The sequence below is a fragment of the Micromonospora pattaloongensis genome (genome assembly GCF_900107255.1).
Classification (GTDB): Bacteria; Actinomycetota; Actinomycetes; order Mycobacteriales; family Micromonosporaceae; genus Micromonospora_I; species Micromonospora_I pattaloongensis.
Genome location: NZ_FNPH01000003.1, coordinates 433751 through 450061 on the forward strand (window position 1 = coordinate 433751; position 16311 = coordinate 450061).

Annotated in this window: 16 protein-coding genes, 1 pseudogene and 1 riboswitch; of the genes and pseudogenes, 2 read left to right on the forward strand and 15 right to left on the reverse strand. The window is 73.6% G+C overall.

Annotated elements, in window-relative coordinates; all coding sequences use genetic code 11:
• The first annotated feature begins 189 nt into the window (after positions 1–189).
• Positions 190–1371: a pyridoxal phosphate-dependent aminotransferase gene (locus BLW47_RS11405; RefSeq protein WP_091555349.1), complete on the forward strand. Its 1182-nt coding sequence runs from the start codon at positions 190–192 to the stop codon at positions 1369–1371.
• Between the two features lie 22 nt (positions 1372–1393).
• Here BLW47_RS11405 and glmM read toward each other — a convergent pair whose 3' ends face one another.
• The 3 genes from glmM to rplM form a co-directional block, all read right to left on the reverse strand.
• Positions 1394–2752 carry a phosphoglucosamine mutase gene (glmM, locus tag BLW47_RS11410; RefSeq protein WP_091555351.1) on the reverse strand — a complete coding sequence of 453 codons (1359 nt, stop codon included), beginning with the start codon at positions 2750–2752 and terminating at the stop codon, positions 1394–1396.
• A 130-nt stretch (positions 2753–2882) separates the two neighbouring features.
• Positions 2883–3362: a 30S ribosomal protein S9 gene (gene rpsI, locus BLW47_RS11415; protein WP_091555353.1), complete on the reverse strand. Its 480-nt coding sequence runs from the start codon at positions 3360–3362 to the stop codon at positions 2883–2885.
• 20 nt (positions 3363–3382) lie between these two features.
• Complete coding sequence (gene rplM, locus BLW47_RS11420) at positions 3383–3826, reverse strand: 50S ribosomal protein L13 (RefSeq protein ID WP_091555355.1); 444 nt, start codon at positions 3824–3826, stop codon at positions 3383–3385.
• 341 nt (positions 3827–4167) lie between these two features.
• Between rplM and BLW47_RS11425 the strand changes: the two genes are divergently transcribed.
• Entirely contained in the window at positions 4168–5262 is a 1095-nt protein-coding gene (locus BLW47_RS11425; protein WP_091555358.1) for a uroporphyrinogen-III synthase, read from the forward strand.
• 21 nt (positions 5263–5283) lie between these two features.
• On the opposite strand, the gene BLW47_RS11430 is transcribed toward BLW47_RS11425, so the two are convergent.
• From BLW47_RS11430 to BLW47_RS11485, 12 genes and pseudogenes are all read right to left on the reverse strand, one after another.
• Positions 5284–5694 carry a roadblock/LC7 domain-containing protein gene (locus BLW47_RS11430; protein ID WP_091555360.1) on the reverse strand — a complete coding sequence of 137 codons (411 nt, stop codon included), beginning with the start codon at positions 5692–5694 and terminating at the stop codon, positions 5284–5286.
• A gap of 350 nt (positions 5695–6044) precedes the next feature.
• Positions 6045–7628 carry a phosphomethylpyrimidine synthase ThiC gene (gene thiC, locus BLW47_RS11435; protein WP_091555362.1) on the reverse strand — a complete coding sequence of 528 codons (1584 nt, stop codon included), beginning with the start codon at positions 7626–7628 and terminating at the stop codon, positions 6045–6047.
• A gap of 42 nt (positions 7629–7670) precedes the next feature.
• Positions 7671–8462: a bifunctional hydroxymethylpyrimidine kinase/phosphomethylpyrimidine kinase gene (gene thiD / locus BLW47_RS11440; RefSeq protein ID WP_091555364.1), complete on the reverse strand. Its 792-nt coding sequence runs from the start codon at positions 8460–8462 to the stop codon at positions 7671–7673.
• The gene (locus BLW47_RS11445) at positions 8459–9118 is read right to left on the reverse strand and encodes a thiamine phosphate synthase (RefSeq protein ID WP_245736582.1); all 660 of its coding nucleotides are present in this window, start codon (positions 9116–9118) and stop codon (positions 8459–8461) included. The genes thiD and BLW47_RS11445 overlap by 4 nt, the downstream gene beginning before the upstream one ends.
• Positions 9115–9885: a thiazole synthase gene (locus tag BLW47_RS11450; RefSeq protein WP_175543604.1), complete on the reverse strand. Its 771-nt coding sequence runs from the start codon at positions 9883–9885 to the stop codon at positions 9115–9117. Before BLW47_RS11450 ends, BLW47_RS11445 begins: the two co-directional genes overlap by 4 nt.
• A gap of 5 nt (positions 9886–9890) precedes the next feature.
• Complete coding sequence (gene thiS, locus BLW47_RS11455; protein WP_091555370.1) at positions 9891–10091, reverse strand: sulfur carrier protein ThiS; 201 nt, start codon at positions 10089–10091, stop codon at positions 9891–9893.
• Entirely contained in the window at positions 10082–11179 is a 1098-nt protein-coding gene (gene thiO / locus BLW47_RS11460) for a glycine oxidase ThiO (RefSeq protein WP_245736583.1), read from the reverse strand. The genes thiS and thiO overlap by 10 nt, the downstream gene beginning before the upstream one ends.
• Positions 11180–11244: 65 nt before the next feature.
• Positions 11245–11895, reverse strand: a pseudogene (locus tag BLW47_RS11465) (thiamine phosphate synthase); the annotation flags it as partial.
• Positions 11888–11996, reverse strand: a riboswitch (TPP riboswitch). It overlaps the preceding pseudogene by 8 nt.
• 58 nt (positions 11997–12054) lie before the next feature.
• Positions 12055–12675: a Uma2 family endonuclease gene (locus BLW47_RS11470; protein ID WP_091555374.1), complete on the reverse strand. Its 621-nt coding sequence runs from the start codon at positions 12673–12675 to the stop codon at positions 12055–12057.
• A gap of 82 nt (positions 12676–12757) precedes the next feature.
• The gene (locus tag BLW47_RS11475; RefSeq protein WP_091555376.1) at positions 12758–13702 is read right to left on the reverse strand and encodes an aldo/keto reductase; all 945 of its coding nucleotides are present in this window, start codon (positions 13700–13702) and stop codon (positions 12758–12760) included.
• Positions 13703–13753: 51 nt separating this feature from the next.
• On the reverse strand, positions 13754–15433 hold the full coding sequence (locus BLW47_RS11480; RefSeq protein ID WP_091555377.1) for an ABC-F family ATP-binding cassette domain-containing protein: 1680 nt from the start codon (positions 15431–15433) through the stop codon (positions 13754–13756).
• 45 nt (positions 15434–15478) lie between these two features.
• Complete coding sequence (locus BLW47_RS11485; RefSeq protein ID WP_091555811.1) at positions 15479–16090, reverse strand: class I SAM-dependent methyltransferase; 612 nt, start codon at positions 16088–16090, stop codon at positions 15479–15481.
• Between the last annotated feature and the right edge of the window lie 221 nt (positions 16091–16311).

The following is a 16311-nucleotide window of genomic DNA, read 5'->3' on the forward strand; positions in this document are numbered from 1 at the left end:
GCAGCCTAACCGAAAATCGCGCAACGCGGGTGTTCGAAAGTCGGCTTATCAAGCACACCGGGTGATCGATAGGCCGAAGCCGGGAATCAATCGGACATCATTTCGCCCGGCTCGCGGCAGAACGGGACCCGACCGAGCGGACACGGGCGACCGGACGTGCCGCTCGGGAACGCGGCTAGGCTGACGGACGTGACGACGACCGACGCCGATCCCCTGGTCCACCGGATGCGCCCGTTCGGCACGACCATCTTCGCGGAGATGTCGGCGCTCGCAACCCGGACCGGCGCGGTGAACCTCGGGCAGGGCTTCCCGGACACGGACGGGCCGGCCGAGATGCTCGCGGCGGCCGCCGCGGCGCTCGCCGACGGCCACAACCAGTACCCGCCCGGTCCGGGCATCCCGGCACTGCGGAGCGCGGTCGCCGATCACCAGCGCCGGTTCTGGGGCCTCGACTACGAGCCCGACGGGGAGGTGCTGATCACCGCCGGCGCCACCGAGGCGATCGCCGCGGCGATCCTCGCGCTCTGCGAGCCCGGCGACGAGGTGATCTGCTTCGAGCCCTACTACGACTCGTACGCCGCCTCGGTCGCCCTCGCCGGCGCGGTGCGGCGGCCGGTCACGCTGCGGCCGACCGACGACGGCGGGTTCGGCTTCGACCCCGACGAGCTGCGGGCCGCGTTCGGTCCGCGTACCCGGCTGGTGCTGCTCAACTCGCCGCACAACCCGACCGGCAAGGTCTTCACCGCCGGCGAACTCGCGCTCATCGCCGGGCTGTGCCGGGAGCACGACGTGTACGCCGTCACCGACGAGGTCTACGAGCACCTCGTGTTCACCGACGCGTCCGGCCCGCACATCCCGCTGGCGACGCTGCCCGGGATGCGCGAGCGCACGCTGCGGGTCTCGTCCGCCGGCAAGACCTTCTCCTGTACGGGATGGAAGATCGGCTGGGCGAGCGGTCCGCGCGCTCTCGTCTCCGCCGTGCTGCGGGTGAAGCAGTTCCTGACCTTCGTCAACGGCGCCCCGCTGCAGCCGGCGGTGGCGGTCGCGCTCGCCCTGCCCGACAGCTACTTCGAGGAGTTCCGGGCCGGACTGCAGGCGCGCCGCGACCGGCTGACCGCGGGGCTCGCCGACGCCGGCTTCGCGGTGCTGCGCTCCGAGGGCACCTACTTCGTCACCGCCGACATCACGGCGCTCGGCGGCGACGACGGCGTGGAGTTCTGCCGGTCGCTGCCGGCGCGCTGCGGTGTGGTGGCGGTGCCGACGCAGGTGTTCTATGACGACGCGGACGCGGGGCGCCGGCTGGTGCGGTTCGCCTTCTGCAAGCGCCCCGAGGTGCTCGACGAGGCGGTACGGCGCCTGCGCGCCAGCTGAGCCCTCCGCCGATCACGCCCGGTCAGACCGGGACGGGGCTGGCTTCCCGCACGGTCTGCGCGATCCGCTCGGCGACCTCGCGGGCGGTCTCGACCGTCCGCGCCTCGACCATCACCCGCACCAGCGGCTCGGTGCCCGACGGGCGCAGCAGCACCCGGCCGGTCCCGCCCAGCTGTGCCTCGGCCTGCTCCGCCGCGGCGAGCACCGCCGGTGCGGCGGCGCCCGCGGAGCGGTCGCCGACCGGCACGTTGATCAGCACCTGCGGCAGCTTCGTCACCACGGAGGAGAGTTCGGCCAGCGACTTGCCGGTCTCGGCCATCCGGGCCATCAGGTGCAGCCCGGTCAGCACCCCGTCGCCGGTGGTGGCGTGCGCCGGCATCACGACGTGTCCGCTCTGCTCGCCGCCGAGCGCCAGGCCGGACGCGCGGAGCTCCTCGAGCACGTACCGGTCGCCGACCTTCGTCTCCAGCAGCCGGATGCCGGCCTTGGACATGGCCAGCCGCAGCCCGAGGTTGCTCATCACGGTGGCGACGAGGGTGTCGTCGGTGAGGGTGCCGGCGTCGCGCATGGCGAGCGCCAGGATCGCCATGATCTGGTCGCCGTCGACTTCCTCGCCGTCGGCGGTCACCGCGAGGCACCGGTCGGCGTCGCCGTCGTGGGCGATGCCGAGGTGGGCGCCGTGCTCGACGACCGCGGCCCGGACGACGTCGAGGTGGGTGGAGCCGCATTCGTCGTTGATGTTCAGGCCGTCGGGCTCCGCGTGGATCGCGATCACCTCGGCGCCGGCCTCGCGGTACGCGACCGGCGCGATGTCGGACGCCGCGCCGTTGGCGCAGTCGACCACGACCTTCAGACCGTCGAGCCGGTGCGACACCGATCCGACGAGGTGCTGCACGTAGTGGTCGGCGCCGTCGAGGAGGTCGTGCACGCGCCCCACGCCGGCGCCGGTGGGACGGTTCCACGCGGCGGCCGCGTTCGCCTCGATCGCGGCCTCAATCTTCAGCTCTATCTCGTCGGGGAGCTTGTGCCCGCCGGCGGCGAAGAGCTTGATGCCGTTGTCCGGCATCGGGTTGTGGGACGCCGAGAGCATCACACCCAGGTCGGCCTTGGTCTCGCCGACGAGGTACGCCACCCCCGGGGTCGGCAGGACGCCGACGCGGACGACGTTGGCACCGGCGCTCGCCAGCCCGGCCACCACCGCGGCCTCGAGCATCTCGCCGCTGGCCCGGGGGTCCCGCCCGACGACGGCCAGCGGCGGATGGCTCCGGTCGACCTCGGCGAGGGTGTGCGCGGCCGCGACGGCCACCGCCAACGCCAACTCGGGGGTGAGGTCGACATTCGCTCGACCACGTACCCCGTCGGTGCCGAAGAGCCGACCCATCCGTGCCACCTCCGTGCAGACGCTGTTGCGAGGATCGTGCAGAAGCTGTTGCGTGGAAACGTAACGGCCGGAGCGCCACCACGTCGTGGGGGCGGACCGGCCGTTCGTCAGACGTACAAAATGCTGCTGGTCAGCGCTTCGAGTACTGCGGCGCCTTACGGGCCTTCTTGAGGCCGTACTTCTTGCTCTCCTTGACGCGCGCGTCCCGCGTCAGGAAGCCCGCCTTCTTCAGCGCCGGACGGTCGTCACCGTCGTTGGCCACGAGCGCCCGGGCGATGCCCAGCCGCAGCGCGCCGGCCTGGCCGGTGGTGCCGCCGCCACGGAGGTTGGCGATGACGTCGAAGGCCTCGGCCTTCTCGGCGGTCAGCAGCGGCTCCTTGATGAGCTGCTGGTGCACCTTGCTCGGGAAGTACGCCTCGAGCTCCCGGCCGTTGCAGGTGATCTTCCCGGTGCCGGGCACGATCCGCACCCGGACGATGGCCTCCTTGCGGCGGCCCACGGTCTGGATCGGCCGGTCGCCCCGCGGAGCCCGCACGACGGGCGCGGGAGCGGCGGCGGGAACCTCGGACTCGGCGATCTCGGCCGAGCTGGGCGCGATGGTGTCGGTCATGCTGTTTCCTTCGCCCGCGCTCACTGCGCGATCTGCTTGATCTCGAACGGCACCGGCTGCTGCGCGGCGTGCGGGTGCTCGGCACCGGCGTAGACCTTCAGCTTCTTGATGAGCTGACGACCCAGCTTGTTGTGCGGGAGCATGCCCTTCACGGCGAGCTCGATGGCCCGGTCCGGCCGCTTGGTCAGCAACTCCTCGTAGCCGACCCGCTTGAGGCCGCCCGGGTATCCGGAGTGCCGATAGGCAATCTTGGTCTGCCGCTTGTTGCCGGTCAGCGCCACCTTGCCGGCGTTCACGATGATGACGAAGTCACCGGTGTCGACGTGCGGCGCGAAAGTGGGCTTGTGCTTGCCACGGAGCAGCGTGGCGGCGTGGGTGGCCAGACGGCCCAGCACGACGTCAGAAGCGTCGATCACGTGCCACTGACGCTCGATCTCACCCGGCTTCGGGCTGTACGTACGCACAGGTTTACCTTGTCTCGTCGTCGGTCTGGGGTCGCGCGTCGGTCACCAGACGCGCACGAACGACAAGCGTACCCGATTGGTGAGCACGCCTTCAGCTGTCGCACAACAGCAGGCAACGATACCCGCTTGCCCGGTCGAGGGTCAAAACGAGGGCGCTGCCGGCGGTGTGAGGCGCTCGTAGCAGGCCCGAAACAGTCGGGATCCGGCGCCGAAACCGACTCACGGCACGCTTCGGACATGACAGGCGGTGCGGATGCGACGACGCAGCACCCGGCTCCGACCCGGTGCCCGACGCCGCGACCCCGACCCGGACGGCCCGTACGGCGGAGGCAGGGCCGCCCATGGTGAGGACGCACCCGCTCTCCGGCTTCACCGTCGGTGTCACCGCCGGCTGCCGGCGCGACGAGCTCGCCACGTCGTTGGAGCGCTTCGGCGCCCGCGTGGTGCTGGCCCCGGCGCTGCGGATCGTCCCGCTCCCCGACGACACGGGGCTCCGGGCGGGCACCCGGGCCTGCCTGGAGACGCCGCCGCACATTCTGATCGCGAACACGGGGATCGGGATGCGCGGGTGGTTCGAGGCGGCGCAGGCGTGGGGGGTGGCCCAGCCGCTGCGGGCCGCGCTCTCCGGCTCCCACATCGTCGCCCGCGGCCCGAAGGCGCGCAGCGCGCTGCGCGCCTTCGGGCTGCACGAGGGCTGGTCGCCGGAGTCGGAGACCTGCGACGAGATCGTGGAGCACCTCCGGCGGCGTGGCCTCGCGGGCCAGCGGGTGGCGGTACAGCTGCACGGCGACCCGCAGCCGGAGTCCACCGCGGCGCTCACCGCGGCCGGCGCCACCGTCGTCGAGGTCCCGGTCTACCGGTGGGGGCCGCCGACCGATCCCGCGCCGCTCCACCGGCTCGTCGACCTGATCACCGGCCGGCTCGTCGACGCGGTCGCGTTCACCTCCGCGCCCGCGGTGACCGCGCTGCTCGACGCCGCCGGTCCGCGTACCGGGCCGCTGCTCGACGCGCTCCGCTCCGACGTCCTGGCCGCGGGCGTCGGGGCGGTGACGGCCGCGCCGTTGCGCGGTCACGGGGTGCCGGTGGCCACCCCCACGCACGCGGGGCTGGGCACCCTGGTCCGCGCCCTCGTCGAGGAGCTTCCCCGGCGCGCGCTCACGCTGAAGGCCGGCGGACACCTGTTGACGCTGCGCGGGCACGCCGCGGTCGTCGACGGGGAGCTCCGGCCGCTCGCGCCCGGCCCGATGGCCGTGCTGCGGGCGCTCGCGGGCGCACCGGGGCGCGTGCTGTCCCGCTCGGCCCTGCTGCGTACGCTGCCGCGCGGCGCGGACGAGCACGCGGTGGAGATGGCGGTGGCGCGGCTGCGGGCGGGGCTCGGCACACCGGGCGTCGTGCAGACCGTGATCAAACGCGGCTACCGGCTCAGGGTGGAGTGACACCCGCGCCGATCCGGTCGATCAGCTACCGACGGCCTCTCGGGGCAGCGGGGAGAGCGCGGCGCCGACGCGGTCGACCAGCAGCGCCATCTCGTAGCCGACCTGGCCGACGTCGCAGCTCCGCGCGGCGAGCACGGCCATCGACGAGCCGTCACTGATGGACATCAGGAACAGGTAGCCGCTGTCCATCTCGATGACGGTCTGCAGCACCCCGCCGGCGCTGAACATCCGGGACGCGCCATCGGTGAGGCTGACCACGCCGGAGGTGATGGCGGCGAGCTGGTCGGCGCGGTCCTGCGGCAGGTCGCGGGACGCGGCCAGCAGAAGTCCGTCCGCGGAGACGGCGATGACGTGCGCGATGCCCGCCACGCTGTCGGCGAAGTTGCTCAGCAGCCAGCCCATGTCCTGCATTGCCGACGGTGCCCTGTTCATGCGGGGTGGTCTCCTTGTCGAGGTGCGGCTGTTCCGCTCGCCGCGGGACGACGGCCGCTACGCCTGCGACCCGTTCCCGGCGCCGGTCCGCTCGCGGCACGGCCGCGATTTCACCAGACGCCGCAGCGGTTGCGGAAGCCTCGACCGGGCGGGGGGTGAGCCCCCGAAACGGGCATCGGAGACGACGGGCACCGCGACATACTTTTTACGCCTCGATGAACTGCACAAATGCGGCCGGTTCCGCCGAACCCGTGCGCGGGCTCACCCGAGCATCCGACCACATGTTGGGAAGCGTTTTGGGACGGGCGTGCCGCGTCCGCGGCGCGGCGGACGCGGCACGCCCGACGGCGTCAGGCCAGCGGCAGGTACACCCGGCCGCCGGACTCCACGAACTCCTCGGACTTCGCCCGCATGCCGCGGTCGGCGTACTCCTTCAGCTCCTGAGTGATCTTCATGGAGCAGAACTTCGGGCCGCACATGGAGCAGAAGTGGGCGGTCTTCGCGGGCTCGGCCGGCAGGGTGGCGTCGTGGTACGCCCGCGCCGTCTCCGGGTCGAGCGCGAGGTTGAACTGGTCCTCCCAGCGGAACTCGAACCGCGCCTTCGACAGCGCGTCGTCCCAGGCCTGCGCCCCCGGGTGCCCCTTCGCCAGGTCCGCCGCGTGCGCCGCGATCTTGTACGCGATCACCCCGGCCTTCACGTCGTCCCGGTCGGGGAGCCCGAGGTGCTCCTTCGGCGTGACGTAGCAGAGCATCGCGGTGCCGAACATGCCGATCATCGCGGCGCCGATCGCCGAGGTGATGTGGTCGTACGCGGGCGCGATGTCGGTGGTCAGCGGACCGAGCGTGTAGAACGGCGCCTGGTGGCACAGCTCCTGCTGCAGGTCCACGTTCTCCTTGATCTTGTGCATCGGCACGTGGCCGGGCCCCTCGATCATCACCTGGACGTCGTGCTCCCACGCCACCTTGGTCAGCTCGCCCAGCGTGCGCAGCTCGGCGAACTGCGCCTCGTCGTTCGCGTCGGCGATCGAACCGGGCCGCAGCCCGTCCCCCAGCGAGAAGGTGACGTCGTAACGGGCCAGGATCTCGCAGAGCTCCGCGAAGTGGGTGTAGAGGAAGTTCTCCTCGTGGTGCGCCAGGCACCAGGCCGCCATGATCGAGCCGCCCCGCGAGACGATGCCGGTGACCCGTTCGACCGCCAGCGGCACGTACCGCATGAGCACCCCGGCGTGCACGGTCATGTAGTCCACGCCCTGCTCCGCCTGCTCGATCACCGTCTCCCGGAAGACCTCCCAGGAGAGCTTCACCGGGTCGCCGCCGACCTTCTCCAGCGCCTGGTAGATCGGCACCGTGCCGATCGGCACCGGGGAGTTGCGGACGATCGCCTCCCGCGTCTCGTGGATCCGCTTGCCGGTCGACAGGTCCATCACGGTGTCCGCGCCCCACCGGGTCGCCCAGGTCAGCTTCTCCACCTCCTCCGCGACCGACGAGGTGACGGCGGAGGTGCCGATGTTCGCGTTGACCTTCACGAGGAAGCTGTTACCGATGATCATCGGCTCGGACTCGGGGTGGTTGACGTTGGCCGGCAGCACCGCGCGGCCCCCGGCGATCTCGGCGCGGACGAGCTCCGGCGAGACGCCCTCGCGGACCGCGACGAACTCCATCTCCGGCGTCACCACACCCGCCCGGGCGTACGCGAGCTGGGTGGGGCGGTCTCCGGCGAGCGGGGTGCCGGCCCCGCGCGCCGGCGCGACGTCACCCCGGGCGGCGATCCACGGCCCGCGCAGCGGCGGCAGGCCGACCTCTGGGTCGGAGCCCGGACCGGACGTGTCGTAGAGCCGCACCGGCGGGTTGTCGCCGGTCAGCACCACCTCCGCGAACGGCACCCGGATATCCGGCCGCGGTCCTTCCACGTACACCTTGCGCCGAGCTTCCATGACAGCCTCCCTCATCTAGACCACGCCAACGACGAATCCGAACTAGGCCGACGACCAGCCGAAGTGGTCGAGCGGCCCCTGACCGCCGCCGAGGTTCCAATCACGGGCGCCCCGCAGCGCCCGGGCGACGTACTCCTTGGCGAACACCAGCGCCTCCGGCACCGCGTCGCCCAGCGCGAGCCGGGCGGCGATCGCCGCGGAGAACGTGCAGCCGGTGCCGTGGTTGTTGCGGGTGCCGATCCGGGGGTGGTGCAGGAACCGCGCACCCGCCTCGGTCCAGACCGCGTCCACCGCGTCGTCCCCGGCGACCAGGTCGCCGCCGGTGACCACCACGTACCTCGGGCCGTTCGAGGCGAGCTGCGCGGCCGCGCCGGCCATGTCGGCCGGGGTGTCCACCGGCCAACCGACGAGCGCGGACGCCTCCTCCCGGTTCGGCGTGATGACCGTCGCGTGCGGCAGCAGCCGTTCGATCGCGCTGACCACGCCGAGCCGGCGCCCGCTGGAGGACTCCAGCACGGGGTCGATGACGAGGTTCGGCAGCAGCCCGGAGCGGGCCTTCGCGGCGACGGCCGCGGCGGCCTCCGCCGTCGCGAGCATCCCGACCTTGGCCGCCCGGGGCGGCATGTCGTCCAGCACGGATGTCAGCTGCGCGGCGACGACGTTGCCCGGCATCGGGAAGACGTCCTGCACCCCGCGGGTGTTCTGCGCGGTGGTCGCGGTGACGACCGAGGTGCCGTACAGCCGCAGCGAAGCGAACACCTTCAGATCGGCCTGGATTCCGGCGCCGGCGCCGGAATCCGATCCGGCGATCGTGAGCACCGTCGGTGGTGTCATGGGACCTCCCTGGCTCGGCTGCCCCCGGCGGCGGCACGAACCGTGGGGGCCTCGACACACCCGGTAGCACGGGCGAGGTCCCGGACGAGTTCAGCTGGATCGGGCGCGCGCATGACCGCGCCCATGACGGCCACCCCGACGGCGCCGGCCGCGACGCACGCCGCGGCCTGCTCCGGCGCGCCGATCCCGCCGAGGGCGAGCACCGGCACGGGGCTGTGCCGCGCCAGCCGGGCCAGCCCGCGCGGGCCGAGCAGCGGCCCGTACCCGGGCTTCGAGGGGGTCGGGAAGACCGGCGACAGGATCGCATAGTCCTCTGTGGAGAGCCGGCGGAGTTCCGCCGCGTCGTGACAGGAGCGGCCGACCAGCCGCAGCGACGGCGGCGGGTAGGGTCCGGCGGCCGGCAGGTGCACGGCGTCCCCGTCCAGCGGGTCGGGGCCCGCGACAACGAGGGTGCCGGCGACCGGGGCCAGCAGCGCCCGCAGCCGCGCCGCGAGCGCGGCGCGCTCGGCGCGCGGCAGGTCCTTTTCCCGCAGCACGACCCAGCGCGCTCCCCCGTCGACGGCGCCCGCGATCACGTCCACCAGCGGCCGCCGCGTCTGCCGCCGGTCGGTGAGCACGACGACGCCGGCCGGGATCGCGCGGTCGCCGGGGGTCACAGCTCCGGCCGCCCCTCGTCGGGCGTCGAGGCCAGGGCGTGGAAACGCTTCGGAATGCGCCCGGCACGCGCGGCCAGCCATCCCGCCTCGACGGCGTGCCGCATCGCGGCGGCCATCCGCGCCGGGTGGGCGGCGCGGGTCACCGCGCTGGCGAGCAGCACCGCGTCGCAGCCGAGCTCCATCGCGAGCGCGGCGTCCGAGGCGGTGCCGATGCCGGCGTCCAGGATGACCGGCACGTCGACGCTCTGCCGGATCAGCCGGATGTGGTGCGGGTTTCCGATCCCCAGCCCGGATCCGATCGGCGAGCCGGCCGGCATCACGGCCGCGCAGCCGGCGTCGGCCAGTCGGCGGGCCAGGATCGGATCGTCCGATGTGTACGCCAGCACGGTGAACCCGTCCGCCACGAGCTGCTCGGCCGCGCGCAGCAGCTCCACGCCGTCGGGGAGCAGCGTCCGCTCGTCGCCGATCACCTCGAGCTTCACCCACGCCGTGTCGAACGCCTCCCGCGCCAGGTGCGCGACCTTCACGGCCTCGCCCGCGGTGTAGCAGCCGGCCGTGTTGGGCAGCAGCCGGACCCCGCACCGGTCGAGCAGGTCGAGCAGCCCGCCGTGCATGGTCGCCGCGGCGTCCACCCGGCGCAACGCCAGCGTCACCAGCTCGGTGCCGGACTCCCGGATCGCCGCCTCCAGCACCTGCAGACTGGCGACCCCTCCGGTGCCGAGAATCAGCCGTGAGCCGAAGCTCTCCCCGCCGAGCAGGAACGACATCGCGCTCACCCGCCCTGCGCGGCGGTGAGCACCTCGACGCGGTCGCCGTCGCGCAGCACCGCGTCCGGCCAGCCGCCGCGCGGCACGACCTCGCCGTTGACCGCGACCGCGACGCCGCGGGTCTCGGCGGTGACCCCGGCGACGATCTCCGCCACCGTCGCACCGGCCGGCACCGCCCGCCCGACTCCGTTGACCGTCAGCTCCATTGGGCCACCGCCTCCCGCGCTCCGAACCGCTCCGGCGCGAACGGGGCGAGCGCCGGATCCGGCGCGCCCGTCGCCACCAGATCGGCGATCAATTCCGCCGTCACCGGCGTCAGCACGATCCCGTGCCGGTAATGCCCCGTCGCCACCACCACGCCCGGCCGGCCGGGCAGCCGGCCGAGCGCCGGCGCGTTGTCGGGGGTGCCCGGGCGCAACGCCGCCCTCGCCTCCACCAGCTCGTACTCGGCGATCTCCGGGATCAGGTCGGCCGCCGCCCGCAGCAGCTCCAGCACCGCCCCGGCCGTGACGGCACGGTCCCCGCGCTCCTCGACGGTCGCGCCGACCACGACCTCACCGTCGGCGCGCGGCACCAGATAGACGTGCCGGCCGTCGGCGTACCCGCGGATCACGTGCCGGAAGCCCGGCGCACCGCCCCCCGGCGTGCGCAGCCGCAGCACCTGCCCCTTCACGGGCCGGATCGGCAGGCCGGTCAGCGGCCCCGCGCCGCACCCCGCGGCCACGACCACGGTTCCGGCCTCGATTGTGGACAGTTCGTCGACGTGGCGCGCCACCACGGGCACGCCGCAGCGGTCCAGGGCGGCGCGCAACGCCGCGACCAGGCGGCGCGGGTCGACCTGGTGGTCGCCGGGGGCGTAGGCGCCGCCGCGCGCGCGGGGGGCGAGCAGCGGTTCGCGCTCCCGCAGCGCCGCGGGGCGCAGCGGCGTGATCGGGAGTCCGAGCCTCTGCTGGTACGTCCAGAGCCGCTCCGCCTCGGCGAGGTCGTCGCCGGTCAGCGCGACCACGAGCGTGCCCTCGGTGCGGTAGCCCAGCGACATCCCGGTCGCGGTCGACAGCTCCGCGGCGAAGCGCGGCCACCGGGCGGCGGACTCGACCAGCAGTCCGGTCAGCGCCACCTCGCCGAAGTACGCCTCGGCGACCGGCGCCAGCATCCCCGCCGCGACCGCGGACGCCCCCGAGCCGGGCGCGGGGTCGTAGACGGTCACGCGCAGCCCGCGCTGCGCGCACCGCCACGCCACGGCGAGCCCGATCGGCCCGGCCCCCACGACCGCCACATCGGCGGTGGCGTTCACGCCCCCGCTCCTTCCGGGCGGAAGGGTCCTTTCGAGTGGCGGTGAGCATGACGGGGCGGCGCTTCCGACACGGCGGCGAGCAGCTCGGTCGTGGCCCGCGCCGGGTCGGCGGCGTTCGAGACGGCGCCCACCACCGCCACCCCGTACGCGCCCGCGGCGAGCAGTTCGGGCACCCGCTCGACGGTGACGCCGCCGATGGCGACGACCGGGACCCCGACCGCGTCCGCGACCGCGCGTACCCCGGCCCCCCCGATCGGCGCGGGCAGCCCGTCCTTGGTCGCGGTGGCGAAGCAGGGCCCGACGCCGAGGTAGTCCGCGCTGGCGGCCACCGCGGCCCGGCCGGCCTCCGGGGTACGCGCGGTCGCGCCGAGCAGCGCCGGCCGGTCCGGCGCGGCGCACCCGAGCACGCGACGCGCGGCGTCGACCGGCAGGTCGAGCGCGCCGACGTGCCCGCCGGCGGCGCCGACCGCGAGCGCGACGTGCAGCCGGTCGTTGACCAGGCAGGTCGCCCCGGCCTCGGCGCAGAGCGGCGCGACCCGCGACGCGAGGTCGTACGCCTCGCGGTCGGTGGCGGAGTCCTCGACCCGGACCTGCACGACCAGCTGGTCCACGGCGGACGCCGCGCGGGCCGCCGACAGGGCGGCGCGGAGCACGCCGAGCGGGTCACGCCCGGGTCGGGTGTCGGTGATGAGATGCAGTCGTCCCAGGGACGGCACAGCCACTCCTCCCTGCGCCGGCATTACCCGGATCAGGTTCGACGGTCGGGGGCTGCAGCCCCCCTCTCAGCCCGGTGCACCGGGCTCCCGTGGGTTACTTCCGTGCAGACGGTACGTCGCCGGTCACGGTGGCGTAAAGCCCCCGGCGGATTTGTCCCGTTATCGTCGCGGCCCGACCAGCACCGCGGGATCCAGCTCGACCGGTACGACGGCCGGGCTCCGATCGACCACAATGGGCAGCCGGCGCGTCTCCCCGGCCGCGTGCACCGTGGTGTGCCACTCGCCGTCGTCGCCGAGCAGCCGGACGACGATCGCCGGCACCGGCCCGAAGTGCTCCCGCCACGACCGCAGCTCCACGCGCCAGTAGCACGGGATGCCGGCGGCGGCGTAGAGCGCGGCCTTCTTCACCCGGTCGTCCGAGGCGTTCGACGGCGACACCACCTCGACGACGGTGTGCACGAACTCGGCGGGGATCCCCCGGGGATGGTCGCTCGCGTCGGCGGTGGTGATCAGCAGGTCGGGAACGGGCCCGCTGCCGCCGGGCAGCCGGACCGCGGCGGTGGTGATGGCCTCCGCAGCGGGCGATAGCAGCCGGATGAATCGCTCGCGCAGTCGGTCGGCGGCGAGATTGTGCTCAGGAGTGGGGGGTGGGACCACGACGAGCGCGCCGTCCAGGACCTCGTACCGCAGCCCGGTGTCGGGCAGCTCGAAGAGGGTGTCGACGGTGAACGGTGGACGCGGCCAGCTCATCTCCGCTCCGGCTTCCGCCGCCGTTGTCATGCCCACCTCCGTCGTCGGTGCAAGTATTCCACCGTGGCGCGCCGGGCGGGGTCCACGATGGGACCCCGCCCGCCGGCGGCCGCTATTCGACGGCGTTCAGCGCGGCCATGTCCTCGGCCGTCGGCTGCCAGGTGCCGGCCGCGGCGTTCGCCCGCACCTGCTCGGGCGTGGTGGCGCCCGCGATCACCGAGGTGACCGCCGGCTTGGCGGCGAGCCCGCCGATCGCCACGTCCAGCATCGAGCGTCCCCGCTCGGCCGCGTACGCCTCGATCTCCTCGATCGTGTCCCAGCGCGCCGCCGCGAGCCGCTCCGCGTACCGGCCGCTCCCGGCCAGCCGACTGCCCGCCGGCGGCTGCTCCCCGCGCCGGTACTTGCCGGTCAGCAACCCGTTGGCCAGCGGGAAGAACGGCAGCACGCCCAGCCCGAAGCGCTCGCACGCCGGCAGCACCTCGACCTCGACCGCCCGGTTGAGCAGGCTGTAGTGGTTCTGGGCGCTGATGAAGCGGCTCATGCCGCCGGAGTTCGCGATCCAGTCGGCGTCGGCGATCTGCCAGCCGGCGAAGTTGGAGCAGCCGAGGTAGCGGACCTTGCCCGCCCGCACCAGGTCGTCCAGCGCGGCGAGCGTCTCCTCGATCGGGGTGCCCGGATCCGGCTCGTGCATCTGGTAGAGGTCGATGTAGTCGGTGCCGAGCCGCCGCAGCGACGCCTCCACCGCGCGCGCGATGTAGCGCCGTGCGCCGCGCGCGCCGAAGTCGCGCCCGTTGAGCCCGTGCATGTCCATGCCGAACTTCGTGGCGATCACGACGTCGTCGCGCCGCCCCTTGAGGGCCGCGCCGAGCTGTTCCTCGGACCCGCCCTGCGGCTCGCCGTAGATGTCGGCGGTGTCGAAGAAGTTGATCCCGACCTCGAGGGCGGCGTCGACCACCGCCCGGGTGCCGTCGGCGTCGAGTTTGCGGCCGAAGTTGTTGCAGCCGATGCCGACGACCGAGACCACCAGCCCCGAATCGCCCAGCCGGCGATATGTCATGTCAGTCACATGACGCACCCTATGCCGGCCACGCCGCGCGCCCGGTGGGGATCACCCCACGTCCCAGACCGGCTCCGGCACCTCGACCACCTCGCCGTCGCCGCGGAACAGCAGAAAACGACCGAAGGATCGGGAGAACCACCGGTCGTGGGTCACCGCCACCACCGTCCCCTCGAACGCCCGCAGCCCCTCCTCCAGCGCCTCCGCCGAGGCGAGATCGAGGTTGTCGGTGGGCTCGTCGAGCAGCAGCAGCGTGGCGCCGGAGAGCTCCAGCAGCAGGACGAGGAAGCGCGCCTGCTGCCCACCCGACAGCGTCCCGAAGCGCTGGTCGCCCTGGGCCGCCAGCTCGTACCGGCCGAGCGCCGCCATCGCGGCGTGCCGGTCCAGCCCGGCGCGATGGTCGTCGCCGCGCCACAGCACCTCGACCAGCGTCCGGTCGACCAGCTCGGGCCGGTCGTGCGTCTGGGAGAAGTGGCCGGGGCGGACCCGCGCGCCGAGTCGGGCGACGCCGTCGTGCGCCACCGGCAGCAGCGACGCGCCACCGGCGACCGGGGCGTTCGAGACGTCGGGGTCGGTGCCGCCGCGGGCCAGCAGCCGGAGGAAGTGCGACTTGCCGGTCCCGTTCGCGCCGAGTACGGCGATCCGGTCGCCGTACCAGACCTCCAGGTCGAACGGGTACGTCAGGCCGTCCAGCTCCAACTGCTCGCAGATCACCGCCCGCTTGCCGGTACGCCCGCCGGTCAGCCGCATCCGCAGCGACTGGTCCTTCGGCGGCAGCGGCGGCGGCCCCGCCTCCTCGAACTTGCGCAGCCGCGTCTGCGCGGCCTGGTAACGCGAGGCCAGCCCGTCGTTGTACGCCGCCTTCTGCTTGTACATCAGCATCAGCTCGCGCAGCTTCTGGTGCTCCTCGTCCCAGCGGCGACGCTGCTCCTCCAGCCGGTCGTGGCGCGCGACGCGCGCCTGGTGCCAGGTGGCGAAGCCGCCCGGATGCACCCAGGCGCTCCCGCCCTCCACCGCCACCACCCGGTCGGCCGTCTGGGCGAGCAGCTCCCGGTCGTGCGAGACGTACAGCACCGATTTGCCCGACTCGTTCAGCCGGCTCTCCAGCCACCGCTTGCCGGGCACGTCGAGGAAGTTGTCCGGCTCGTCGAGGAGCAGCACCTCGTCGGGGCCGCGCAGCAGCAACTCCAGCGCGAACCGCTTCTGCTGGCCGCCGGAGAGCGTCCGGACCGGGCGCTCCCGGGTCGCCTCCCACGGCTGGTCGAGCACGATGGTGGAGACGGTGTCGAAGACGACCTCGGCCTCGTAGCCGCCGGCCTCGCCCCAGGCGGCGAGCGCGTCGGCGTACGCCAGCTGCGCCTTGCCGGCCGCGCTGCTGAACTTGCCCCGTACCTCGGCGGCGTGCAGCGCCGTCTCGGCGGCGGCGAGCCGTTCGCCGGCCGCGCGCAGCCGCGGCGGCGCGAGGGAGAGCGCCAGGTCACTGAGGGTACGGTCGTCGCCGATCATCCCGATGAACTGGCGCATCACGCCCAGGCCGCCGACCCGGCTGATCGCGCCGACGGCCACCGGCAGGTCACCGGCGACCATCCGGAGCAGCGTCGTCTTGCCGGCGCCGTTCGGCCCGACGAGCGCGATCTTGGCACCCTCGCCGACCCGGAACGACACGTCGGCGAAGAGCTTCCGACCGTCGGCAAGGGTGTGCCCCACCCCGGCCACGTCCACGTATCCCACGCCGGCATCCTGCCCGACGCGCCCTGACCTGCGACAGCGGGTTTTTCAGCGGGTCACCCGGAACACCCGGTAGCCCTTCTGGCTGGCGTGCCGCTCGACGCGCCACCCCTGCTCGGCGAGCCAGCGCTGCAGCGAGTCACCGCCGAGGTGCCGGGCGACCACCAGCCAGCCGACGCCATCCGGGGCGAGCCGCGGCAGCCAGCGGCCGAGCATGGCATGCAGCTCGTCCTTCCCGATCCGGATCGGCGGGTTGGACCAGAGCTGCGCGAACGTGACGTCCGCGGGTACGTCGTCGGGGGCCAGCACCCGGACCCGATCGGCGGCGCCGACCCGGTCGGCGTTCTCGGCGGCGAGCTCCCGGGCGCGCGCGTTGACGTCGACGGCATAGACGGTCGCACCGGGCGCCGCGGTCGCGAGTACGCAGGCGATCGGCCCGTACCCGCAGCCGAGGTCGAGCAGCGGGCCGGTGGTGTCGGCCGTGGGCAGGTCGGCCTTGCGCAGGAGTACGGCGGTGCCCGGATCGAGCCGGGCGGCGGAGAAGACCCCGCCCGCCGTGGTCAGTTCGTACTCCCGCCCCGCCACGGTGAACTCCACCTCGCGGCGCTGAACGGCCGTGCCGGGCTGCGGGCTGAAGTAATGGTCGGTCACGTCTGGCATTGTCGCGTACCCGTTCGGTCGGCCGTCCCGGACGGCCGGACCGCGGAACGTGAGCAAAGGTCGGGATATGTCCACTCTTTCGATTGACGCGATTCGCGCCTAGCGGGGCTTCTGACCAGCCTCTACTAGCCTGTGCCACATGATGCACGGGCACGGCTTGGACTCGGGCGGCTGGCCGCCGCGGGCGCGGCGTGCCCCGAGCGGTTCCGATCCGCGCGCCG